22 protein-coding genes and 2 pseudogenes are annotated in these 24,002 nt (G+C 58.9%); 10 read left to right on the top strand and 14 right to left on the bottom strand.

Annotated features, from left to right (window positions below; genetic code table 11):
- Positions 1-13 precede the first annotated feature (13 nt).
- Together AC3D25_RS02445 and AC3D25_RS02440 are read left to right on the top strand one after the other, a co-directional pair.
- Positions 14-1,191 (top strand): IS3 family transposase gene (locus tag AC3D25_RS02445; RefSeq protein ID WP_488886893.1). Its coding sequence is split into 2 segments (ribosomal slippage): positions 14-281 and positions 281-1,191, totalling 1,179 coding nucleotides; the frame shifts between segments, so codons are not numbered across the junction.
- Positions 1,192-1,200: 9 nt separating this feature from the next.
- Positions 1,201-1,410: pseudogene (locus tag AC3D25_RS02440) on the top strand (transposase); the annotation flags it as partial.
- Positions 1,411-1,723: 313 nt separating this feature from the next.
- On the opposite strand, the gene AC3D25_RS02435 reads toward AC3D25_RS02440, so the two are convergent.
- Positions 1,724-2,722, bottom strand: a complete 999-nt coding sequence (locus AC3D25_RS02435; RefSeq protein ID WP_488886892.1) for an NAD-dependent epimerase/dehydratase family protein — start codon at positions 2,720-2,722, stop codon at positions 1,724-1,726.
- A gap of 93 nt (positions 2,723-2,815) precedes the next feature.
- On the opposite strand from AC3D25_RS02435, the gene AC3D25_RS02430 reads away from it, so the two are divergent.
- On the top strand, positions 2,816-3,712 hold the full coding sequence (locus AC3D25_RS02430) for a LysR family transcriptional regulator (protein ID WP_488886891.1): 897 nt from the start codon (positions 2,816-2,818) through the stop codon (positions 3,710-3,712).
- Positions 3,713-4,241: 529 nt separating this feature from the next.
- Here the strand turns inward: AC3D25_RS02430 and AC3D25_RS02425 are convergent.
- Positions 4,242-5,015, bottom strand: a complete 774-nt coding sequence (locus tag AC3D25_RS02425; protein WP_488886890.1) for a tyrosine-type recombinase/integrase — start codon at positions 5,013-5,015, stop codon at positions 4,242-4,244.
- 128 nt (positions 5,016-5,143) lie between these two features.
- Positions 5,144-5,464, bottom strand: a complete 321-nt coding sequence (locus tag AC3D25_RS02420; RefSeq protein WP_488886889.1) for a hypothetical protein — start codon at positions 5,462-5,464, stop codon at positions 5,144-5,146.
- 960 nt (positions 5,465-6,424) lie between these two features.
- Here AC3D25_RS02420 and AC3D25_RS02415 point away from each other — a divergent pair.
- From AC3D25_RS02415 to AC3D25_RS02395, 5 genes are all read left to right on the top strand, one after another.
- Complete coding sequence (locus tag AC3D25_RS02415) at positions 6,425-8,296, top strand: TonB-dependent receptor plug domain-containing protein (RefSeq protein ID WP_488886888.1); 1,872 nt, start codon at positions 6,425-6,427, stop codon at positions 8,294-8,296.
- 23 nt (positions 8,297-8,319) lie between these two features.
- Complete coding sequence (locus AC3D25_RS02410) at positions 8,320-8,817, top strand: YfiR family protein (protein WP_488886887.1); 498 nt, start codon at positions 8,320-8,322, stop codon at positions 8,815-8,817.
- The gene (locus AC3D25_RS02405) at positions 8,817-10,802 is read left to right on the top strand and encodes a putative bifunctional diguanylate cyclase/phosphodiesterase (RefSeq protein ID WP_488886993.1); all 1,986 of its coding nucleotides are present in this window, start codon (positions 8,817-8,819) and stop codon (positions 10,800-10,802) included. The genes AC3D25_RS02410 and AC3D25_RS02405 overlap by 1 nt, the downstream gene beginning before the upstream one ends.
- A gap of 653 nt (positions 10,803-11,455) precedes the next feature.
- Complete coding sequence (locus AC3D25_RS02400) at positions 11,456-13,183, top strand: methyl-accepting chemotaxis protein (RefSeq protein WP_488886886.1); 1,728 nt, start codon at positions 11,456-11,458, stop codon at positions 13,181-13,183.
- A gap of 111 nt (positions 13,184-13,294) precedes the next feature.
- A complete protein-coding gene (locus tag AC3D25_RS02395) occupies positions 13,295-13,606 on the top strand; it encodes a hypothetical protein (RefSeq protein ID WP_488886885.1) in 312 nt (103 codons plus the stop codon).
- Positions 13,607-14,107: 501 nt separating this feature from the next.
- Here AC3D25_RS02395 and AC3D25_RS02390 read toward each other — a convergent pair.
- From AC3D25_RS02390 to AC3D25_RS02340, 11 genes and pseudogenes are all read right to left on the bottom strand, one after another.
- The gene (locus tag AC3D25_RS02390) at positions 14,108-14,887 is read right to left on the bottom strand and encodes a hybrid sensor histidine kinase/response regulator (RefSeq protein ID WP_488886884.1); all 780 of its coding nucleotides are present in this window, start codon (positions 14,885-14,887) and stop codon (positions 14,108-14,110) included.
- A gap of 47 nt (positions 14,888-14,934) precedes the next feature.
- On the bottom strand, positions 14,935-15,312 hold the full coding sequence (locus AC3D25_RS02385) for a histidine kinase dimerization/phospho-acceptor domain-containing protein (protein WP_488886883.1): 378 nt from the start codon (positions 15,310-15,312) through the stop codon (positions 14,935-14,937).
- A 684-nt stretch (positions 15,313-15,996) separates the two neighbouring features.
- A complete protein-coding gene (locus AC3D25_RS02380; protein WP_488886882.1) occupies positions 15,997-16,296 on the bottom strand; it encodes a type II toxin-antitoxin system RelE/ParE family toxin in 300 nt (99 codons plus the stop codon).
- Positions 16,293-16,548, bottom strand: a pseudogene (locus AC3D25_RS02375) (type II toxin-antitoxin system ParD family antitoxin). Before AC3D25_RS02375 ends, AC3D25_RS02380 begins: the two are co-directional and overlap by 4 nt.
- A 362-nt stretch (positions 16,549-16,910) precedes the next feature.
- The gene (locus AC3D25_RS02370) at positions 16,911-17,222 is read right to left on the bottom strand and encodes a hypothetical protein (RefSeq protein WP_488886881.1); all 312 of its coding nucleotides are present in this window, start codon (positions 17,220-17,222) and stop codon (positions 16,911-16,913) included.
- On the bottom strand, positions 17,219-17,593 hold the full coding sequence (locus tag AC3D25_RS02365; protein ID WP_488886880.1) for a phage holin family protein: 375 nt from the start codon (positions 17,591-17,593) through the stop codon (positions 17,219-17,221). The genes AC3D25_RS02370 and AC3D25_RS02365 overlap by 4 nt, the downstream gene beginning before the upstream one ends.
- Positions 17,594-17,643: 50 nt before the next feature.
- A complete protein-coding gene (locus tag AC3D25_RS02360; RefSeq protein WP_488886879.1) occupies positions 17,644-17,949 on the bottom strand; it encodes a CsbD family protein in 306 nt (101 codons plus the stop codon).
- 1,010 nt (positions 17,950-18,959) lie between these two features.
- Positions 18,960-19,454 (bottom strand): DUF421 domain-containing protein, encoded by a 495-nt coding sequence (locus tag AC3D25_RS02355; protein ID WP_488886878.1) that lies wholly within the window; start codon positions 19,452-19,454, stop codon positions 18,960-18,962.
- A gap of 114 nt (positions 19,455-19,568) precedes the next feature.
- Positions 19,569-20,159: a ParB-like protein gene (locus tag AC3D25_RS02350; protein WP_488886877.1), complete on the bottom strand. Its 591-nt coding sequence runs from the start codon at positions 20,157-20,159 to the stop codon at positions 19,569-19,571.
- A 426-nt stretch (positions 20,160-20,585) separates the two neighbouring features.
- Positions 20,586-21,389, bottom strand: a complete 804-nt coding sequence (locus AC3D25_RS02345; RefSeq protein WP_488886876.1) for an OBAP family protein — start codon at positions 21,387-21,389, stop codon at positions 20,586-20,588.
- Positions 21,390-21,477: 88 nt separating this feature from the next.
- A complete protein-coding gene (locus tag AC3D25_RS02340) occupies positions 21,478-22,596 on the bottom strand; it encodes a YihY/virulence factor BrkB family protein (protein WP_488886875.1) in 1,119 nt (372 codons plus the stop codon).
- A 139-nt stretch (positions 22,597-22,735) separates the two neighbouring features.
- Between AC3D25_RS02340 and AC3D25_RS02335 the strand changes: the two genes are divergently transcribed.
- Entirely contained in the window at positions 22,736-23,461 is a 726-nt protein-coding gene (locus tag AC3D25_RS02335) for a YrzE family protein (protein WP_488886874.1), read from the top strand.
- 32 nt (positions 23,462-23,493) lie between these two features.
- Positions 23,494-23,958 (top strand): YsnF/AvaK domain-containing protein, encoded by a 465-nt coding sequence (locus tag AC3D25_RS02330; protein WP_488886873.1) that lies wholly within the window; start codon positions 23,494-23,496, stop codon positions 23,956-23,958.
- Positions 23,959-24,002: the final 44 nt, after the last annotated feature.

Raw genomic sequence — 24,002 nt, 5'->3', positions numbered from 1 at the left:
GGAAAAACAATAGATGACAAGAGGGCGCCGACAATTTGACGCCAGCTTCAAGCTGGAAGTGGTACGGATGGTACGAGACCAGGGGTTATCGGTCAGCGAGGTTTGCCGGTCGATGGACCTTGTTGAGACAGCCGTGCGGCGCTGGGTGGCCCAGTACGATGCGGAACGTGCTGGTGGCCCCGGCGAGGGCAAGCCGCTGACAGCGGAACAGCAGCGCATCCGGCAACTTGAAGCTGAGAACCGGCAATTGCGAGAGGGCAGCGCGCTGCTAAAAAAAGCGTCGGCCTTCTTTGCCCGGGAACTGAAGTGATTTACCGCGTGGTAACTCATTTGCAACAGGAGGCCGTATCGGTCAGTGACGCGTGCCGCGTTTTGCAGGTGAGCCGCTCTGGCTACTACGCACACCGGGGCGCAAAGCCGAGCACAAAGAGTCTGCAGGAACAGACCCACGTCAAGGCAGCGTTGGCGGCCAGCGGCGCGAGCTATGGCAGCCGGCGTGTGATGCATGCGCTACGGGAGCAAGGGCTACATATTGGTCGTTATCGGGTACGTACGCTGATGCGCGAAGCGGGCCTGCGCACGAGCTGGAAGCGCAAGTTCGTCTCGACGACCGACAGCAGGCATACGCTACCTGTGGCCGCGAACGTGCTCGACCGTCAGTTTGACGTGGCCGAGCCCAATCGCGCGTGGGTTTCAGACATCACGTATATCCGCACGGCACAGGGCTGGTTGTATCTCGCAGTCGTGTTGGAGCTGAACTCCCGCAAGGTGGTCGGCTGGTCGATGGCGCCGACCATGCCGGCCGGGCTGGTCATGTCGGCACTGACCATGGCGCTGCAGCAGCGTCGGCCAGCGCCGGGACTGGTTCTGCATTCGGACCGGGGCAGCCAGTATGCGAGTGACGAGTATCAGGCCTTGTTGAAGCAGCATCACGTGGTTTGCAGCATGAGCCGCAAAGGTAATTGTTGGGACAATTCAGTGATGGAGAGGTTCTTCCTGAACCTGAAAATGGAGCGCGTGTGGCAGCGTCAATACGCCAACCACGATGAGGCTCGGCGCGACATCACCCAGTACATCGTCGGTTTCTACAATGCAGTACGCTTGCATTCGACTTTGGGCTATCTGTCGCCCGCTGCCTACGAGGCGAAAACGACAGTGAAAAAACCTATTTGCCTGTCCGAAATAACTTGACCACCACACTGCGACCCACAGCATCCCTGGCAACGCGGTTCGAACGAAAACACGAATGGGCTTCTAGGGCAGTACTTCCCTAGGGGTACCGATCTATCTGCCTACTCACAAACCAAGCTCGACGCTGTAGCCAGGCGGCTCAACGAACGTCCTAGAAAAACACTTAACCTCGATACCCCAGCCGAGCGATTTAACCAAATCGTTGCATCGACCGGTTGAATCCGCCATGTACAACGGTCGTTCGATCTATTACTAATGGGCACCTTGGTCTGCTGCCGACATTTTCAACATCCGAGCGACCGGAGGTACGAGTGACGCTTCTTAGCCGGCAAACTCCGCTCGCCGCCCGTGGGTCAGTCAGACTTCAGTTTGCTCAGCCATCTCAAGCGCGTCGTCCACCTACCTCTGGGCACTCGGGAGGCGGCGAAGAGCTTAAACCCATGGAAGGCAAATTCCATTTCCCGCCGACGCTGCCAATGTTAAGGGCTTTGGTGCAGGGAGTGACTGGCTCGGAACCGAACGGCCACACGCTCTACGAAGTGCAGCTCGATTTCGAAGCGTGAAGGTCAGTCGTGAGACATCCGAGGCCGATGAGCGTCTTTTCGATGGCCACGTCCAGCGGCGTATGCGGCTCGTGCCCGAGCGTCTGCACAAGCCGCGCGTTATTTAGATGCACCGGCGTCGCCCATAGATAGCGCATTTCCTGAAGCTCCCTGAACGTTACATTGAACGGCGCGGCGAGCGCGAGCAGCCACCACGGAAAGCCGCCAACGGATGGCTCGTGCCCGGTGCGGTGCGCCACCACGCGACGAATCGCATCGACGAAGCGCGTGCCGTCTTCGTCCCAATGGCCGCCCATGTGGAAGCGTGCGAAAGCATCGAACGAATGGCGGTGCGCAAGCAGTTCGACCATAGTGCGCGCCACATCGGGCAGATACGCCCACTGATGCCCGATGCCGCGCGCCCCCGGATTGCTGGTCTTCGTGACCGGCTTTCCGGGCTTCACGAGTCCTTGCGCGAGCCAGTTATTGCCCGCTTTTGGCCCGAAAAAATCGCCCGCGCGCACAATCAGCACGCGCGTGCCTTCCATGCTCGCGTGTTGCAGGCGCGCTTCCATTTCCACGCGAATCGCGCCTTTTCTCGTGACGGGATGCTGCGGTGCGTCTTCGTCGATGAACGGAAACGCGTCCGGCCCGAAGTTGTAGACCGTACCCGGCAACACGATGGTCGCGCCCTGCGCCTTCGCCGCCGCGATGGTGTTGTCGATCATCGGCAGCACGAGTTCCGCCCAGCGCTTGTAGCCAGGCGGATTTACCGCGTGCACGGCCACGGACGCACCCCGCGCCGCGCGCATCACGTCGGCCGCGTTCATGGCATCGCCCTGAATCCATTCGATGCCGTCGCCTTTCGATGCCCCCGCGCCACGCCGCAGCCCGCGCACGCCCCAGCCGGCATCGCGCAGTTGCCGCGCGACTTCCCCGCCGATGCCGCCCGTCGCCCCGAGTACCAGAACCGTTTCGCCTTGCGCCATGTCACGCCCCGTAAGTTGTCGATGGAGCCATTCTCCGCGCTTCTCGAGCACATTAAAATTGGCGAACATCGCTGATCGGGGATACAAAAACGTATGGAAAACGACATTGGCTGGGAGCTTTACCGGACATTTCTCGCGGTGCTGCGCGAAGGGTCGCTGTCGGGTGCGGCGCGCGCGCTTGGCATCACGCAGCCGACGGTGGGGCGTCACGTCGAAGCGCTCGAACGGGCGCTTGCGGTGGGTCTCTTCACGCGCTCGCAGAACGGGCTTCAGCCAACCGACGTCGCGCTTGCGTTGCAGTCGCACGCCGAAGCAATGCAGAGCACGGCGGCATCGCTCAAGCGCGCCGCGAGCGGCCACGCGGGCGGCGATGGCGCGGGCGTGCAGGGTGTCGTGCGCGTATCCGCGAGCGAAGTGGTCGGCGTCGAGGTGCTCCCGCCGGTCATAGCGGCGCTGCGCGAGCGGCATCCACGATTAATTGTCGAACTCGTACTGTCGAACCGCGTGCAGGACCTGCTGAGGCGCGAAGTGGATATCGCCGTGCGCATGGTGCGTCCGCGCCAGACGCAACTCGTCGCGCGGCGCGTCGGCGTGATCGACGTCGGGCTTCATGCACGGCCCGACTATCTCGATCGTCACGGCACGCCGCGGAGCATGGCGGCGCTCGCCGAACACGCGGTCATCGGCTACGACCAGCCCAACGCGTTCATTCGCGATGTGAGCCGCACGTTGCCGGGTTTTCGTCACGCGACGTTTTCAATGCGCGCCGATAGCGATCTCGCGCAACTGGCGCTGGTCCGCGCGGGCGCGGGCATCGGCGGATGTCACGTCGCCATTGCGCGCCGCGATGGCCTTGTACGCGTGCTGTCGAAGGCGTTCGCGCTCCAACTCGAAACCTGGGTGACGATGCACGAAGATCTGCGCGCGAGCCCGCGCTGCCGCGTTACCTTCGATGCCCTCGCTGATGCGCTCGAGCAGTACGCGCGATAACGCCGCGACTGCCAAGTAGCGGATCCGGTTAGCGGGCGCGGCGTGCTTGAAGCGGTTTCGAAGCTGGACCGCTTTGGACTGGCTCTGCCTAAAGCACGGCGCCATTATCTTGCCTCGCGTCTCGCAGACGAGGTCAGGGGCGACGTGCGCCCGGCGCGACCGCCGGTGTCGAACGTCAAATCGACGTGCTCATTAGTCGGGACGAGTTGGCGCATGCCTGCCGACTGCCGTCACGCCCCGATACGGCGTGCAGAGGTCGACCCGCACAATCGCCGTTCTGCGTCGGCATGACGTCCAAGGTCGCTTTCCGGTTGGAGCAGACAGCTGAATGTCCGTCACGCCGGGCGGTTGGATGGTCTAAGTTGGCGCAGAGCGTGTCAAAACCCACGCCGTTTCGGCTCAGCGCAAAATCCGGCTTGTCAGAACGCTCTATATCGGTCTCCGGCTGCTCGGGAGGGCTAAAGCGACCCCTGAAATCTAGCGATTTTGAGTTTTGACGCGGCCTCGGCCGAACGCGGACGTGATCGTCTCATGTTGAACTGACGTCGATCGTCTGCCGCAAGCGAGTGGCTGTACGGTGACTCGACAAGCCAAGCAGGTTGCTAACTTGTTCGTTGGTCTTTCCCGTATTGAGGTGCCGGCGAGCATAGGTGTTACGCAGCAATCGTGGACTTTCGTCGGCGGCCGAGATATCGGCGCTGTGAAGCGCCGCTCGGACGCAGATTCCCAGCGTGTCAGGCTTCATCGGTTTCCCGCCAGCGGTCGCTACAAAAAGCCAGCTGGTCGGACATTGCATTTCTTGCCGGGCGCTGTGAAACGCGCGCAGTGTTGCTCCTGCGAAGTCGTCGATCGGAACCCTGCGCGCAATGCGTGGCCCATGCTTTTGCACGTGTATGGTCGGGCGGTCGTCGCCGACATCGAGGTCATCGACCTGCGCGGTCCGGAGTTCGGCCGCCGTAATGCCTGACGCCAGAAAGAGGGCGACGATCGCGGCGTTTCGCAACGCCTTGAACGACTCGTACTTGGTCGCGCGCAACGAGTCCTGCAGACGCAAGTCGTCGGCCTCGGACAGATACACCGGTATCGGTTCATCCTCCGGCCAGCTTTCTCGCACCAGCATCTGCTCGGCGGGATTGTCCTTCCGCAGATTTAGCGCGATCAAATGTCGCGTGAGTCGATCGATCAACTTGAGGTAGCGCAGACGGGTCGTCGTTCCAGTCGCCCAGTCTCGTCCCGACGTTGCGAAGAAACCCTCGACGTGGTCTGCACCAAAGGTGGCCACGGTCAACCGGTGGGCGATCAAGTAATCGTTGAAACGGGAAAACATAGCGCAGTGCTGGGAAAAGCGTGTGTCAAGGCTGGCGGCCGTCTACTCATCGTCGCCCGCGCGCGAGGTGTTAGAGCGGCAGCTCACCTTGCGAGAGCGCGAGGTTAAGCGCTTCGTTTTGCTCCGAGGTGGTCTCCAGCTCGCGCGATGAAGTTCGCGCTTGCTTCCTCGAGTGCCTTTTCATAATCCCTTTCTTCGTTGAAGGCGGCGTCTACCTCATTGGCCTGCGGACGGGGCGGCTGGCCTTGCCACCCAGCTATTTGGCAGCCGAGTTCAAACGCCTCCTGAAGTTCGGCGACGTGGCCTGGTACGCGACTGAATAGCTGCGTCAACTCGAGTTTGATTTGATCCCGCGCTTTCCAGACGGTCAAAAAGCCGTCGAAGTCGGTGGATGACGTGACTGTTTCGGTTGTATCTTGTTCCATATCCGGGCGGCGAATTCGAACGATCCCCCTTGTCGCGAGTGGTAAGCCAATGCCACGTGGACGTCCGCAGAGTTAAGGCGGTTCGGCGTAATAACGGCATTTAATTGGAATACTTGATTAAAAGACGGGCGCTGTAACTCCGCCATGAAAGTGGCAGACCGATTTCTTCCGACTAACCGAGTCGTGATTCGCCACGGCCGGTGCAAAATAGTATCCGACGGACGGAACCGGTCAACGGGGATTGACATAGACAATAGCTTGACATTGCGGTTTCGTAATCTATATTGAGGTTGCGTGTTCTTGGGGAATACGCACTGCAAAAGCGAATTTCCCCGCCGGGTATCGGCCCGGTCGGGGATTTTTTTGCGCATGCACATTTTCGGATCGGAGCGGCCGGACCTATAGGTCAAATGCATGCTCGGATGGCGCGCAAACACCTCCAACCCGGTAAGGGTGGTTTTCAGGGCCCGTCCTACACGCGGCCCTCTTTAGCTTGCAAGTTACCGCCTTTCGGCAGCGGAACACTATTCGGCCCGACGGTTTGGCGCTGGAGCGTAGCGACACTCCCTGCTCTCGGCGATTGGACGGCCGGACACTTCGCAAGATCGGGGAGCGGTACGAAGCTTCGAGCCGACGCAAGCGCAGAACAGGCCTGGGGCTTTCCGTTGCCGATTCCCGGTCGCTGAGCAGCGGGGCGGCTTCGGCTCAAGTGTGTCGGTACTTTGCCGATAAATAGGCATCGCATGAATGCCTACATAAGCCGTTGTGATGTTTACTTTTGGGGACAGGTCCAGCAGACGCTTTGCGTTTTGGCCTTTACAAGTCGCAGCGCTCGCATTGAGCGCTCTGGGCGCGCACGCGTTGCCGGCTTTTGCCGCTGACGCCCCGGGATCGAGCTCATTCGTGTCTGTGGTTGAATCCGGATCCAAGGATCTGGCTTCCCTCCCGCTCGAGACTCTCATGGACATGACAGTAAGCGGCGTCACGCGGATTCCGCAGTCGTTGTCAAGCGCGCCCGCTGCCGTCATGGTCCTGACTGCGGAGGACATTCGCGACTACGGCTGGCGAACGCTTGCCGATGCTCTAGCCACGGTGCCAGGGTTGTATAAAACTTCCGATCGGATGTATTCCTATTTGGGCGCCCGCGGTTTCGAGCGTCCTGGCGACTACAACGGTCGCTTCCTCCTGCTGATTGACGGTATGCGTGTGAACGACGCGGTCTATGACCAGGCACCAGTGGGCGTCGATTTTCCCCTCGACTTAGATCTTGTTCAGCGCATCGAATACGTATCCGGGCCCGGTTCCGCTGTGTATGGATCAAACGCGCTCTTTGGCGTCGTCAACGTCGTTACCAAGAAAGGCAGCGATTTCGACGGGGCGCAGATCGCCGGCACGATCGGCAGCTTTGGAGAAAAGCAGGCACGCGCTACATACGGATGGCATGGCGCGCGCGGGGCTGACCTGGTGCTCTCGGCGTCCGCGTACGAGCGCAATGGCCAAGATCTGTACTTTTCCGAGTTTGACACGCCGGAGCAGAACAACGGCGTTGCGCAACAACTCGATGGTGAGCGTGCGGAAAAGTTTTTTGCAAAGCTCTCCTTTGACGACTTGCGCATCAGTGCGGGCTATGGAAACCGTACCAAAGGCGTGCCCGGCGCGCCGTACGACGCGGTGTTCAACACACCGTATAGGTTGACCGATACGCATTCATTCGTTGATGCGACCTACACGCAAGCGTTGCGCGACGCTATCACACTCGACTACGAGCTGTACTGGGGCCGCTATGATTACGCGAGCCGCGAGATCGTAGCGCCAGCGCCGGGTATCGCAAACGTCGACGGCGACCACGCTGCATGGTACGGAGGCGACATGCACGCCACCGTGCGTACACTGCCGCGCAATCGCATTGTGATCGGCGTTGACTTCAAACGCGACGTAGCCCGCGATCAGTGGAATTACAACGTTGCGCCGTATGATTTACTTCTCAATGATCATCGCACTGGTAGCCACCTAGGTTTCTACGTCGACGATGAGATCAAACTCATCGAATCGCTCACTCTGGATCTCGGTGGCCGCTATGACACGGAATCAACCATTGGCGGGAGTTTCAGTCCGCGAATCGGGTTAATCTGGCGTCCTAGCGTGACCGACACGCTCAAAGTGCTCTATGGCACCGCGTACCGCGCACCAAACGCTTATGAAATGTATTATGCGGTTCCCGGTGAAGGCGGCCAACTCGGAAATCCGTCCCTGACTTCCGAGCATATCGACACGCAGGAGATCGTCTACGAACGTGCAATTGGAGGAAGCGGCCGGGTGACGACGTCGCTGTTTCGTTACGCGCTACGCGACCTAATTTCCGAGGCCGTTGACCCGGCAACGGGTCTCTATGTGTTTCGCAACATCGATCGCGCACAGGCGCGCGGTGCGGAGCTTGCGTGGGAGCAGCAGTTCGCGGGAGGATTACGCCTGCGCGCGAGTTATTCATTCCAAATCTCGAGGGATTCGAGCTCCGGCGATCGCTTGCTAAATTCGCCACGTCACATGGGCAAGCTTAACGTGAGTGCGCCGCTTCTCGCGGCGAACGCCCGGGCGGGTGGCGAATTCCAATGTCTTTCATCGCGCTTGGCACAAGGCGGCACTGCGAGCGGATACTGCGTTGTCAACTTGACGATGCATACCGCAAAGCTTTTGGCGCACACGGACGTGTCGTTCTCTGTTTACAACGTAACCGATCGTCGATACTCGGATCCGACCGGACCCGGATTCTTGCAGAGTGTGATCGCGCAACAAAGCCGTACCTTTGTTGCAAAAGCGGTGTACGGGTTCTGACGATGATAAGGCAATGTTTCGTCTTGGCTCTCTGCGCGGCATTTTCGGTTACGGCTTGGCGCACATATGCGCAAGAAAATGTGGTCGCGCTTGAGACTGCGTACATCTTCAATTTTACGCAATTTACTCAGTGGCCGGCCGAGCGTATGCGCAAGGGAGATCTACGCGTTTGTGCGAGCGCACGGAGTCCGCTTCGCCAAGCGCTCGCCGCGTTAAAGGGGAGAGCTGTCGGCGCCCGGATTTGGAATTTTGTGAGCTTTAGCGACAGCCGCCCCGCAGATTGCGACGTAATCTTCTTCGGAAAGGGCGATGAGGCGAGTGGCGACCTGCGTACAGCGTTCGCATCGGACGAGGCCGTGCTTATCATCTCCGAAGACGGCCCCAACTTGCCCGGCGAAGCGGTAATCAAGCTGATCCAGGATGACGATCATTTGCGCTTCGACATCAATAATGGCGAAGCCGTGCGTCGCAAACTCGTGCTGAGCTCCAAACTGCTACGCCTCGCGAGGAGAACACGGTGATGGTCCCGAAAAAACCACTTAATCGAAGCCCGACGCGCTTAACCGTACGTGCAAACCTGGTGAGCGTTGCCATCGCCTTGTTTGTCGCAAGCGTTGTGTTATTGCTGTACCAGGCCGTAGCATTTCGACGTACGCTTTCTGATGACGCTTTACTTCAGGCCTCTATGGTTGCGGAGAATGTGAGCGCGTCGCTCATGTTCGACGACGAGCCAGCGGCAAGAGACGTCCTGCGTTCGCTTCGACGCGTGCCATATGTCGAAAGCCTGAGTGTCTATCGCAACGATGGAGAACTGTTCTCGCGTTACGCCCTCAACGGTATCAGTCGCGAAGAAGAGGAAGAGGGTACGCTTTCCGCATCGGCCCGCCGCGCAACGCTCTCGCTCGCCGACGTCTTCGTGCGAGTGCCGATCGAACATGATGGCCGGAAGCTCGGCGACATCGTGCTTGTCGCCACGACCGACTTCGTCAGCCGCCAGTTGCTGCAATATGCATGCTTTCTTGGCGCGGCATGTTTTGGAGCGTTGTGGATCTCCGCGCTTGTCATGAACCGCATGGGACGCCGTGTAAGCGAAGCCGAAAGAGAGCTGGAATATTTCGCCCGCACGGATCCGCTTACGGGCTTACCCAATCGGAGATCATTTTATGAGTCGCTTGAGGGGCGGCTGAGGCTTGCAAGCGAACCGCGCCGGTATCTCGGGCTATTGCTCATCGATCTCGATGATTTCAAGACGGTAAACGACACCCTTGGACATGGAGCAGGAGACGAGTTGCTAAAACATGTCGCGCGGGTCTTAAGCGCTGTAGCCGGGGAATCCGCGCTAGTGAGCCGGATGGGTGGAGACGAATTTGCAGTCACCCTGGCTGGTAGCCCGCGGCGGGGGGAGGCTGGAGAAATGGCGAGCGCGATCATTGGATCCCTTTGCGGGGCCGCGACGATAGGCGGTCGTGAAGTCAATGTGACGGCGAGTGTGGGATATGCACTGTTTCCCGAAGCGGGCGACGATGTAGCGACACTTGTGACCAGCGCGGACATTGCGCTTTACGAAGCGAAGGGCCGCGGTAAAAACATAGTTGTCGGTTTCTCGTCCGAGATGATGAAGGCGGCGCATCGCCGCGCTTATATAGAAGCAGAACTTCGCAAGGCTATTCACAGCAACAGGCTGGATCTCGCCTTTCAGCCCCAATTCAAATGCTGTACCGGAGCACTGATTGGTGCGGAAACGCTCGTGCGCTGGAACCACGAGGAAGAGGGCACTGTGACTCCGGGCGAGTTTATTCCGATTGCGGAACAGAGCGATCTCATCGTCCTTCTCGGTCGTTGGGTTTTGCGGCGAGCTTGCATCGTCGCCGCAGCCTGGAGCGCCGCGCGTCCGGATCTCGCAATTCGAATCGCCGTCAATGTCTCCGCTCGCCAGCTACGCCATCCCGAATTTATCGACGACGTAATGGCGGCGCTGCAACTAAGCGGCCTGTCGCCATCACTCCTTGAACTCGAGGTGACGGAAAGCGACGTGATCGCCAATCGCGAAATCGGCGTGGAAGTAATGAACCGCTTGCGGCAAGCGGGTGTCGCGCTATCACTCGACGATTTCGGCACGGGCTATTCGTCCCTGTCGTATCTCCACGCATTTCCAGTCAACTCGCTTAAGATCGATCGGGCCTTTGTTGAACGCCTGCCGGAGGACGGACAGCCAATCGTTACTGCGATCATTGCGATGGCGCGCACCTTCGGTCTGGAGATTGTGGCCGAGGGCGTCGAACATCCTGCTCAACTCGCCTGGCTCGTGGACGCCGGATGCGATGTTGTGCAGGGTTACCTCACGGGGCGGCCAATGTCGCTCGCCCAGTTCCTAACCGTAGTGGGGGACGAGCGCGGTTCAGGAAGGAAGGGGGCTGAGTTGGAAGCGCGTACGGCACGACCGGCCCGCTCGGTTCGCGAGGCAACGAAGCGCGGACGGAAAAGCATGCGGCACTCGCGCTCTTAAAAGGTGGTGAGCGTTACGTCCTACTTGTCCATGGCGACAAGGGCGCAGAGCTTGCGGCAGTGCATGGCGTGACGCCCAACGATCGCGTCAGCGGAATAAATGGGGCATTGCTTTACCATTTCCCCGAAACCGAAACGATGGTGTTGCATTGCCGGTTGGCTTTTGAAGCGATCCGCAACCGGCGCGGGCGCCGCGCAGATGCGATATGCATGGCGCAAAATGGTCTTTATCACTCTGTCCCTGACTCAGAGAGGGCACGGTCTTCTGGCTCTTTCATATGTACGAAAAGTCGAGGCGGACCTTTCGCTGAGATGGAACGGGGTGAAAAAGACAGCTACAACTTTCCGGCGGAGCTTTGTCAGCCGCTGCTCGATGTAATCAACGAACACAACCGGCAACTGAAGGGGCACGCTTCGGAGCAGTGCTTGAGGCCAGCAAGGAGCTGAACGGGGTGGTCCAAGGGTTGCAAAAGAGACAGTAAAGGCAACAGGGCGGCGCTCCCCGCCATCGTCTCTTCGTTCAAGAATATGCGGATATGGCCGATAAACATGGCGCACCGCGACAGATTTCGATCTGTCGTGCTTTAAGACGCGTCCTATTTTGCCTGCCCGTCAGGCTACGTCCCCTCATTACAGAAAATGCTAATACGCCGTATGTCATCTCTAGCGCTTTGCCTTCTGGCCGCGCTGTTTCTCTTTGGAACACTTACCAGCACGTACGTCCTGCGCCAAAGCAATCGTTCCCTCGACGACGTGAATCGCGAAATCCGCGTGGTGCTATCGATCGTCGATTCGATCAATCACAGTCGCACCGTCCGAGTCAGACTCGCTGAATATATGGCACAGCGCGACGAGAATCGCGCCGCACCGGCCGATGCGGCGATGCAGGCGGCTGACAGGGTTCTCGGGCTTTCGAACAGTGCTTTCACCGCGTATATGAGCTTGCCGAAGGCCGGCAATGAAGTTGCACTCGCTCAGGCGTTCGCCGAAAAATACAAAGCGTACATGCGCGATGCGCTTCAACCTTTGGTGAGTGCGGCGCGGGCGGGCGACAAGGCTCGCTTCCAGCAGCTCGTGACAACGACTGTGCCGGCGTTGGATCGCCAGTTCGAGATTTCACTCGACGATTTGCTGTCGTTCCGCGAACAATATGCTCGGAACCTCAACGAACAGGCACAAGGCCGCTTTACCGCCAGCCTTTGGGCGTTGGCGATACTTGCCGCGCTGTTCCTCGCGACCATCGGCGCGATCCTGGTTTGGGTGCGTGGACAACTCCTGGCGTCGCTCGATCAAGCGGCGATGCACTGCACCGCGATCGCGCGCGGCGATCTGATCACACCGGTCCAAAGCAACTCACGCAACGAGATCGGCACGATGATGACGGCCGTGGAGTCGATGCGTGAATCGCTCGCGTCGACCATCACGCAGGTGCGTCTATCGAGCGACACGGTCGCGCACGGATCGCGTGAGATCGCGGCCGGCAACATCGACCTTTCTTCGCGCACGGAAGAACAAGCGGCGTCGTTGCAGCAAACGGCGGCGAGCATGGAAGAGCTGACCTCGACGGTCAAACAGAACTCGGAGAACGCCGAGCAGGCGAGCGGTCTAGCCGAAACCGCGAGCGCGGTGGCGACAGAAGGCACCCTCATCGTCGGTCAGGTGATCGAGACAATGGCGGGGATAGAACAAAGCTCGGGAAAGATCGGCGAGATCATCGGCATTATTGAAAGCATCGCTTTCCAGACGAACATTCTCGCGTTGAATGCGGCGGTTGAAGCTGCCCGTGCAGGCGAACAGGGCCGTGGTTTCGCGGTTGTTGCGACCGAAGTGCGCAGCCTCGCGCAACGCTCGTCGGGCGCGGCAAAAGAGATCAAAGAGCTGATCGAAACGTCAGGCGACCGCGTGCAGGCCGGAGCAGCATTAGTGGGCCACGCCGGCGAGACGATGCAAAAGGTGAGCACAGCAATCAAGCGTGTAACCGACATCATGGGCGAGATCGCTGCGGCCTCCCACGAGCAGAGCCGTGGTATCGAACAGGTCAATCGGGCGATCACGCAAATGGACGAGGTCACGCAGCAAAACGCAGCACTTGTTGAGGAGGCAGCGGCGGCGGCCGGATCGCTGGAAGAACAAGCCGAAAAGTTGCGTGGGGCCGTAGCCGTGTTTCGGACTGCACAGGCGGATGTGACTGCGATTGGTCGCCCGCGCAATAAGCGGGAACAGGCGCCCCCGCCCTTCCCCAGTACGCCGCCTGCCAGCCGACCCGCGACACCTGCGGCGTATGGGTTCCGCAGAGCACCGCCTGCGGCCGTTGGGGGGGCACGTGTAGCTGCACGTGTCGAAACCACGTCGGTCGCTAGCGGCGAATGGGAAACGTTTTGAGCGAAAGCTTCGCTTCAGGTGCTCGTCCCTACCCGTCATGCACGCGCGGATTTGTTTCGTGCGTTGCCGATCGGGCAGCACCCTCCAATGTAACTAATCAAAAGCACGACCATGACTAAGCAGATTCCTTTCCCTCGCGCGCTTGGCGGGACAACCTCGTTTGCTTTACCGAACGCCGTAAATATGACGCTATTCATGGTCGACCCTGTCATGCCGCTATTCAATGTGGTCGTCGGTGGGGTGAAGTTCTTCGCGACCGAATGCCAGGTGCGGGAATACGTCGCGGAAGTCGTGAGCGGCGAACGGACGGCCAGCGCACCAGCGTGGCGATGGGTGTTTGAGACCGGTTTCGATAAATCGGTCGATGGACAGCACAAGAAAAGCTGGATTTTGGAGGACGGAGGCGGGGCGAATGTCGCTTAGAGAAACACTGCGGAAGAAGCAATATACAACGAGCGAAACGCAATTTTTAGCGGATGCTGCAAGGGGTCGTCATGATGCGTTGGGGCGTTTCTGGTGCGCCGCACGCCTCAACACTGTGGACGAGTGCATGACCGTACTTGAACTTCGAATGAAGGACCTATTTTCGGACAACCGGGTCCACGATAGTGCGGAGGCCATGCGGTGCCTTGGCTTGCTGCGCCAACTCCATGAGGAGTATGCAAAATTGCTTGGCGCATCGTACTGTGGAGTGCCGGGGAAGTCTGGCGACCCTGAATTACCGGATTCTTCACTCGGCTAGACGACGACTAATTTCGCCGAGTATTCTTTTCTTTGACCACGAAGCGAGGCGGCCGTCGGATAGCGAACCGTACGTCAATTGCTGGAAGCGACCGACTTACTGCATTCGTGATGTGAGCGGTTGTAAATCGCTTTCGTTGTTCCGTCGTTGTGATCGGGCACTTCCGCTGCCCGCCCGCTGCCCTATGCAACCGCAAAGGCGCTGGCTATCGCCTCGATAAGCATCTCGACATCGACAGGCTTTGTGAAGTGAAAGTCGAAGCCGGCCTGAGCCGTACGCGCTCTATCCTGAGGCTGGCCCCATCCCGTTATTGCGATGAGCGTGACGTCCTTCGTTGAGCGCGTTTCGCGGATCTGCCGAGCGACATCAATTCCACTGATGCCAGGCAAGCCCAGATCGAGCAGTATGACCTCGGGGCTGTAATGGTTGAGTATTTCAAGTGTTTCTTCGCCCGAGTAGACGGTACGCACTTCATGCCCTTCAAGTTGCGACAGCGCCGACAGCGCATCGCCTGCATCGACGTTGTCGTCAACAACCAGGATCCGGTGCATCGAAGTCGCTTCGGCGGCTGCGGGCACATTGCGCTTCAAGATTGGAGGTTCCAATACCTTGCAGTTCACTGGGAGATGGATCGCGAAGCAGCTTCCTTTATCTTTGCCGGCACTTGACGCAGTAATTCGACCACTGTGCAGTTCGATGAGCGACTTCGACAGCGCAAGTCCGATACCAAGGCCGCCTTCGCGGTGGTGGTCTCGATTAACCTGCGAGAACATTAAAAAGATGGCGGACAATTTGTCCGGTTCGATTCCGATCCCGTTGTCAGCGACTGCAAGAATGATCTCCGGTCCATCGTCCGCTGCGCTCAGTTCAATGCGCCCGCCCGGAGGCGTGTATTTCGCTGCGTTTGTCAAAAGGTTGGCCAGTACCTGCGCCAGCCGGAGCCGATCGACCTCGATATGCACCGGTCGCTCCGGAAGATCAAGAATCAACTCGTGACCCTTGCCATCAATTATCGGCCTTGCAATCTCGATGGCGTCGTCAACAACTCAACAACGTCGCGGACGGCCACAGCCGCGCAGCGTAACGTGAGCGCGCCGCGCGTGATGCGCGAGACATCGAGCAGATCGTCCAGTAAAAGTGCCATGGCGGTAGATTGTCGACGCAGGACGTTAATGCACCAGTGTCTGCGTTCCTCTGTCAGCCTAGGCTGATCGAGAATCTCCGCAACTTGTCTAACCGGTGCTAGCGGATTGCGCAGTTCATGTGCCAGCGTGGCAAGGAATTCATCTTTACGGCGGTCGGCTTCTGATAGCGCCTGTTCTGCGCGCACGCGCGGAGTAATGTCGCCAAACCACGCGACGATCGAGCCTTCCAGCGACGCTGCCACGACGTGAAACCACTGAACCCCTTCGTTCCCTTCGACGCGCAGATCAAAGACGTCCCGGCCGGCTTGGCGAGCACCGTGAAGCTCAGTACAGGCTCGATGCTCTTGTCCTTTCGCACTACGTAAGCGATCGTGCGACCGTTGGAATTGCTTTCGTTACGGACATCGATGATCGTAAAGCCGATCGCGATGAGATCATAGAGCGATGCCGAGTTGGTGGAACCTTACGTCCGTTAACCGAAATGCCGGCGCGTAAGAGGAGGGAGAAACTTCCTTTTTCCTTTAGCGCCCCCATGGCTCGGGAAGGAGCACTTATATGCGAATTGTCAATGCATCACAAACCGCGACCGCGCTCATCGCAATGATCTCCGGACGTTCAACAGCGGAGCCGAATCGCCGAACGAACGGGAATAGTGAGTACTTAATTGGCCGCGGTGCGGCGACCGGATGGGACGTTCGTTACCACCGGGCCAACGAAATATGTCCATCGGGATACGAAACACTGTCCGAGGAAGCTGGCTTTAATAGGAAAGAGCTAAGAATCACTTGTCCGTCGCCACCAAAAGCTAAGTGACTGCGAGCGGACGAAAAAATCTCGAGCCCCGTTTCCATAGAGTCTATCTTTTGCAAGATGCCGGGCACTGCCGGTCCGGAGCTGACTTTACACGACTTGAAGCAGCCGTCGGGCTACGGAAAAAGGATGGCGGCAATGTCTCGCCCGCTATGCAGAACGTGGATTACGTCGATGCGCTCGGGCTGGCCGGTGACGCGATAGAAGATGTGGTAGCTGCCGTGAACACGGTGCCGCACGCCGCGATCTTCGTAGCGAGGCACGGGTGGGTAGGCGCGGGGCATGTCCGCAAGGCTCATGCGCTTGTCATGCAGCTCGCGAACGAAGCTCAGGGCCCGGCGTGGATTATCGCGGGCCATGTAGTCGCCAATGGCCTCAAGCTCGGCCTCGGCGCCAGGCAGGATGCGAACAATCATGCCTTGCTGTTCACCATCGCCTGATACTTGGCTTCGAGGCGATCGAATACGTCTTGGCCGGGCTTTCCTCGACCCGCATCTGAATCGGCTATACCTCGCTCGACCACAGTCTAGCGCGGCAAGCTGCATCTCACGGTCCTGAACCAATCGCACTCCTTCGCGGAGTACCTCGCTCTTTCAGCCGTAGCGTCCGGTCTCGACCAGCTTCGTAACGTACCCCTCGAGCTGTTGTCCAAGGTCTGCACTGATCATGGTTTTAGCCTCCCAAAAAGGCATCCTCATATTAGGGTCAGTTCGCGCTACTTGCGGGTGCCCACTTTGCGCTCCTTCGGCCGGGGCGCTTCGCCCTGATTGATTCTCGACGGCGAGCCCGACGCCCGCCGGTCATCGCGCTGCGCCTGAATAAGCTGCCGATGGCCCGAGGTTCACAGCGCGGCGGGCGTCGAGCGTGAGCGATGCGCCGCCGGTCCATCCCAGCGTCGATAGCTCGTCATGCGGATTTGAATGTTTGTGAGCAAAACTGGCGCTCCGTCTTTCGGTTATTCCGGGACGATGATGGCATAACAAAGTTGCTGAAGGTTCTGTGCGCCTTCCAGACGGGGGATGGCAGCTTGTCACGTCCACTCGATTACTTTCCAATCGGCGATGGTGCCGACTGTTCGGGATATCCACGCGCTTAGCGCGGTTCGAATTGCGGTGCTCAGCAACCGACGCGGGCCGATGATGACGGCACCGACCATAAGCGCGGCTATTAGCGCCGCATTTGGTGTGCGTAGGATCAATGGTCCAACGTCTTCGGTTACCGGCACCGGCGAGCGACGTTCTAGTCGCAATTTTTGGTTAGCACCGATCAGTTCCGCTCGACTTGTCGCCAAGCGGGCAATGACCGTACCCTGTGCGTTGTCATGATCATCCATGCGGGTCATTTGCTTGCCTCTTTAATCGCTTTGATGTCGCGGCTCAGTTCGAGATGCAGCGCCGCGAATGGTTGCGTCACGCTGCGCGCCCGCATGGCGAGGAAGGCAATCACCGTAATTGCGAGCCACGTGCCTGCCACCGCCCACACGACGGCGAGAAAGTACGGAGTACCGGCAGCGGACGCAATAATGGCGATGCACAGAAAAGACAACGTGAAAAGGGCGCCGACCGCCAAGGCGACCGCGGCGACAACTTCGCGAAGCAAGCGGGCTTTCGTTTCGGCAAGTTCAATGCGAAACAGTTCTCCGTAGTCGGCGAACCGCTGCGCGCAGAATCGACTGATGTTTCGCCACTGCGCAACTCTCGATCGGACAGACATGTTCCGCTCTCCACGTTTTTGAGCGTTAAATTGAAGAACGGCATCTCGCTTTAGTAATTCTGACCGTCGTTCCGGTACCGACGCGGGTGAGCGCGCCTGTCTTGGCCGCCCGATGACCAGATAACTCCGACGAAAAAGCCGATCAGTGCAGCAACGCCAAGCGCAGCGAGCGGGTTGGCGACGGTTTGGTCTCGCAACACCTCTGTGCCGTCTGCGTAAAGCTTTTGAGCCTTGCCGCTAAGTTCGCGCGCCTTCCCAGACAGCTGTGTCGATGCGTCACCGACGAGACCCCCAACAGCGTCCTGCACCTTGCCGGTTGTTTCCTCAGCCGCGCCCTTGATCTTGTCCGTGTCCATTTTGTTCTCCGTCGATAAGAGTGAGAGTTTCTTACAGCAGTCGTCGTGCCATCTGAACGACGGCACGTTATTTCGCGCGGTCGCTCCTCATTCCAGGCTTCAACAGCTAGGGCATGAGCAATGCTGGGACTCGTATCTATTACTCTGGAGATAATGATGAAACGAGCGCTTTTGATTACAGCAGTTCTTCTCGCCGCCGCGGCACCCAGCGCTTTCGCTCAAAATAACGGGAGCAAGACGCCTGAAACCCCCGCTCAAGGCGCGGGGATGGGCCACGCGGGCAAGACCAACCCAGGCGCGGGCGCGGCGGCGGCGGGTTCGAATAGTGACGGCGGGACGTCGACGTCAAAGCGCGGAGCGGGCATGTCGCCAGGCGCCGCTTCCGGCACACAGGAGGGCGGAGCGACGGCCAAGATGACTCAGTAACTTCCAAAGATGAGCGTTTGGCCGTTTAAGGAAATAGGCGTCCGGGACGAACGAGCCGGGTCGGGGCACCGCGCTTCTTACTCCAGCTTCTTACCGAGTGAGCCCGGGTCAACGAGGAATCGGGCGCCGTCCGAGCTTTCTTCTGGCCTGAACACGATTCTCGTCATGACGGCAGAAAAGAACGCCTCAAGGCTCTCCGATAAGGCTGGGCTAGAAGATGACATGGGAGGATGCAATGCGGATGCCCCAGTTGTCGGGCGTGAAATAAAGGTAAGCGGCAGAATTCGCGAGCACTTTTGAGGTCGACTTCATGCTGAAGACTGTGACGATACAGCAGCTTGGCATTGCGTACGACGAGCGAGGGGATTCGTCGGGATGGTCGGTGGTACTGCTTCATGGTTTTCCCTGCGACATTCACGCGTTTAACCAGTGGCCCAACGCCTGGTTCTCGGAGGCGTCGCGTGTATCGCCCTATCGACGCGGCTACGGCGCGACCCGGTTTTGCGGCATTGGTTACCGGGCCGGTTGTCTTGAACGCGGCGGATAGCAAGGTGTACCACTAGGCCATTTCGCCCGCATCTCCGTCATCTGCCTTTTCCGCGGATTATGCTAATTTCTCCATTGCGCTCGAGAATTGCGCTCTGCACCTGGTCCATGGCCTCGCTGCCGAGTTCCTGGCGCACGGTCTCTAAGACATCGGTTCGCGACACTAAGGCCGCCAACATTTGTCGTTCGTCGAACTTCCCATCGTGGTACAACCGGCGCTCCACGCCTCCCACAAGCGATTCCAGCGCGCGAGAGCGGACACACGCCCATCCTAACGCGCGATGCATGAGGACGATGACGAGAGAAGCGAAAATCGTAGGGACAGCCGGCGAAGCACCGACGATGGCACGACTCAGTGTTGCGCCCAGCAGTATCGCGACGACATAGTCAAATGGTGACCGTTGACCAAAAGAACGCCGCCCCGATATACGAATCAAAACGAGTGCGGCAAGAAATGCTGCGGCTGCCCGCGTTCCCATCTGGAGCACTGACATATCCTTGCCTTCTCCGAAGATTGCGATGAGCGCCCGCATGGTTATCTCCTTTTTGATGCGCACCGAGCGGACAACATTTCACACCGGTGGCGCTGCGCGAGCCAACGGCCCGCGTTTCTACCAGAAAAAGTTGTTCCGTCTTGTTGGCCGCCATTACTCTTTACCGATATACCCGGGTAATCCTGCCGCTGCTTCGCTTTTCGCGAGAACGAGCGCCCGCTCCTCGGCGAAAGCATATTCCTTGTCGTTTTTGGGATACGGAAGGTAACCGCGAAAAAGGTCCGCCCATCGAAATTCAGCTAGCGGTACGGCAGTCTTTTCATAGCCGTCCGCATCACGTACGGACGCTGCAAGACTGCGAAACTCGTCATCAGCCAGTTCCCAAACGTGATCCGGCAAATCGATGAAGCTCTTACGCCGTCCTTGAGCATCGTAAGGATATGTCCATCGGCGATTTTCCATTGCGAGCCAAAACTCATCTCGCAAAAGAGAGGACAAGTCGGCGACAAGCACGGAGGGAACCGTCTTTATACCAATGTCTCGTAGAGCCGTCGCAACGTGATGATGGTCAATCGCAAACGGGAGATCCTTCGGTCCAAGCACTACCGGAATGGGCTTCTCAGCGATGACCTTTTTGAGGTCATGCCCGGAAAGGGACCGGTAGAACTGAGCTTTCGCGCGTATCTCGCGCGCACCATGTGTCAATTGCGTTGGGCGCAGGTCTTCGATAGCGACTGTCCTCACGACTCTCTCCTTTCGATGGGCGTCTGACACGCCGCCGTAGAAACGTGCCGGAATCGCCGCCTTGCTAAACGGAACCCCCTGATGCCCGCCGATCTGAGCCTCGTAGCATGACAGTCGGCTTGGAGCGCCATACGGAGTGCTGAGCTCCCGGCGACGGGATCAGCGTGCTTGACGTATAACAGCTTTCGCGCGAGGCAAGCTTGACCTTGTCCGGTGCAAGTTCTCCGGTCGCCCTACGCGGGCAATCGGCACTTGACGTGCCGAACGCGCTGACACCTATCTCGTTCATCGCCGATGATATGAGCGGGCCCAAACGCAGTGCTTTCCGATCGCGCTCCCTAACGATCGGTTCGTTTGCACGTGAGGACACTTATCCTTGCCGCCACACCAGGTCGCGCGAGGACTGACGTTCTAACCTCATAACGATTATCCCCGTCGGTTCTTGACAGGAAGGGTGTCGAGGACCAACTGGGACGACTTGCCTGACTCCCACGCATCCGCTCCAGGCTGTACCGGTCCCGCTGTGTTTGCCAGCCCATCACGGTTGTCTCGCTTTCTCGCCGTCGACACTCCAAGTTTTTCATCTCGTGTTCGAATGCGTTCCGCGTCCAGCTGCCCATCTCGCGTGAAACCCATCATAAGTTGCGGAATGCCGAGCGGTAGCGCAGCGTCCTTATCGATCTGCCAGGTGTGCCACGTCTTCCCATATGTATTCACAAGGGTCGCAATTGCCGCGTGCTCAACGTGCATCGGAATTCCGGGCATCACCAGTTCACCGGACGTTGTCTCGTGCCGGTGACTGTGCCACAACGACTTCTCATCTTCGGGAAGCGAATGGAAGAGTTTCTCGGACACGATGTACTCGATACCGATGAGCCGTGAATTCGCTTTGTTGCCGTCGTAAATGACGCATTGGAAAAATTCTTCAGTTACGTGGTGACAGTAGTGGTGCGCCTCAATCTGCCGTCCCATATCGTCCGCATAAAAGTGAAACCCATTGAGGTACATGTTCAATGCGTTGACCGGGGCATGGCTCTGCAACGCAGCGGCGCCCATCGCCAGCGTTCGGCTCTGAGCCGATTTATCGCCTCCAGGTATCGTCCGCTCTTCCCCAGGAGTCCGTCCAAAAGCTTTAGATAATCCACCGAAACAACACGTTGTAAGGGATATCGCGGTACCGGCGAAGCTCATGAATCCGCGGCGGCTTTGACGTGAGGGTAGCAAGCCCATACTTGTCTCCTTGATATGTTTTAACCGCCGGGAACGTGCGCCCGCGTAGCCGCACCACAATCGTATCGTCGCACCCCGCATCTTTGAATTAGATTTCGTTCGAATGGTTCGCGGTCTTAGGATGGCGGGTGCCCCGCACGAAAATGAACAAGCCCGCGCCTGCCGCCGCGAGCGCCATACGGGCGGGATTGGTCTTCGCCAGGACAAGGAAGCGTGCGAGAGCGCCGTCCTCGCGATTCTTAATCGAAGCAGGTCTCGCCAATTGCGCAGTTGTCGGAGCGGCGGGAAAAGCTGCTTGCCCCCTTACCTGCGGGGCGGGCAATGCACGGTCCCGCGCGGCATCGCCACTTTGATGTTGTGGGTCGCCACGCTTCTCAACGCGCGAGGCCGCGACTTCAGCACCCAGTAGCAGGACCGCGGCTGCGAAATAAAGCCACATCAGTAAAACCGCGAGCGAACCGGCCGCACCGAACGCATTGGCCGTCCCGGCGTGTGTCAGGTAGAGCGCGAAGAGCTTTTTCCCGATCGAGAAAAGTACAGCAGCAGTAAATCCGCCGACAAGCGCATCTCGCCATTCGACGTGGCCATCCGGCAGAAACTTCAAAAGCGCCGCAAACGCGCAAGAAAGAATCGCGAGGCCAATCACGAACTGGGCGATGTCGCTCACGATTACCAGCGGAGAGCTACCAAACGCCCACTTCCCGGCTGCCTGCACTGCGGTGTCTAGGACCAAGGACACGACGAGCAGGAACGCGACGCCCATCACCAGGCCGAAGGAAATTAGTCTGACCTTCACAAGTGTCGTCACGGTTGATTTTGGTTGGTCGCCGGCGGGCCAAATGATCGACAGCGCTGTATTCAACGATGAAAACGTGGCCGACGCTCCGACTGCGAGGAGCACAAACGATACTGTTGCGGCCAAGCCTCCGCCGCTGCTTTGATGCGCATGCTCGACGATCGCCTGAACGCTGGCAGCAGCGTCTTTACCGAGCATCCCGCTGATCTGACCGAACAACTGGCCGCGCGCCGCTTCCGCTCCGAATACAAGCCCCGCAACTGCGATAACAAGAACAAGGGTGGGCGCAAGCGAAAACGCCGAGTAGAACGCAATGCTTGCGGCCATCGGCGCGCATCTATCGGCGCTGAAACGTTTCATTGTGCGAAGCGACACCTCCTTGGCGCGGCTGCCGGATGTGGTCAAGTTCATTTGCTTTCTCCGTGGACTTCCGAGCAACCGAGCATTAAAAGTGCCCGCCGACGCCTTTATCGAATCTCGGGGGTAGGTAAGTGGCATGCGGGTTGCGCAAATAAGGGGCGCTTGTGCGCTTAAACCCGAGGAGACGATTATGAGATTACTTACAACACAGGACGGCCTGCCGCGCCTAGCATGGGGACCCGTCATCGCTGGCGTCATTCTTTCGATGATCGTCTATCTCTTGATGAGCGTGCTAGGGACGGCGATCGGCGCGTCTCTGTTGTCGCCTTTGTCCAAACCCGACCCGCTGCACGGCTTCGGGTTGGGCTCGGGCATTTGGGTCATCGTCACGACGGTGGTCGCGGTGTTCGTCGGCTCGTATTTCGCGGGTCGTTGCGCGCCGGTTCTCGGGTGGCTGCATGGGCTGCTTTCGTGGGCAGTCATGATTCTTCTTGTGGCATACGGGATGACTTCCCTTGTGGGTAGTGCAGTCAGCACCGCCGGTAGTGTTGCCGCGACCGGCGCGCAGGTCGGTGCCGCAGTGGCGAATCAAGGTGGCGCTAATAACTCCCCGTCGCTCATGGCTTCGGCAACGCAGCAGCTTCAAGCGGCGGTTGCATCCGCCGCTTCTGCGGCATCCAGTCCCGAAGCGCAGCAGGACGCTCGGCAGGCTGCGGACACTGCGGCAAAGAGCGTGGCACGCGCGAGTTGGTATTCATTCGCGGCGCTGATCGTCGGAGCGATTATCGCCATCGTCTCCGGGGCGACCGGGTTCCGTCAACAACCGCCGTTTGAGGAGGGCGGCGGCGCATCGCAAGACGACGTTCATTCCTCGAAAGCTCGCGTCACGCTGCCGAGTGGTTCGGTTCGTCGCTAACGCCGGACGCGATAGCGCTCCAGGAGCAACAAGTGAAAGAAGATCCCGCTTCAAAAGGTTCGCCGCGTGACGTTTCAACGAAGTTCGTTGATGAGGGAAAGACCAGGTTTTCGGCAGTTCAGGAGGAAATGCGTGTTGACGCAATTGAGGTCGAGACAGGGGCGGTCAGGGTTCGAAAGCTCGTCCGCGAAGACATTGTCCCGGTGCCTGTCAGGCTCCGCAGCAAGGACGTGGAAGTCCGACGCGTTTCAATCAACCGTCCTGTGGACGAGCGAGAAGAACCAAGGCAAGAGGGCGACACTTTGATTGTCCCTGTCTATGAGTTCGTTCCCATCGTGACGACGCAACTGACGCTCAAAGAAGAGGTCCACATCACGACGCGATTGTCAGAAGAGCAACGAGTAGAACGCGTGACGGTAGCAAGCGAAGAAATTGTCGTCGAACGACGGGAAGGCGTGAGTGGCGATTGGGTGCCGGATCCGTCGCTCAAAGATTAACGGAACGGTGGAGCGCCCACACGATTCGGGAACGACGCTTGCGA

Source organism: Caballeronia sp. SL1002 (assembly GCF_057814995.1).
Note: the sequence above shows the minus strand (reverse complement) of the source record. Positions and strands in the feature narration are given on the sequence as shown.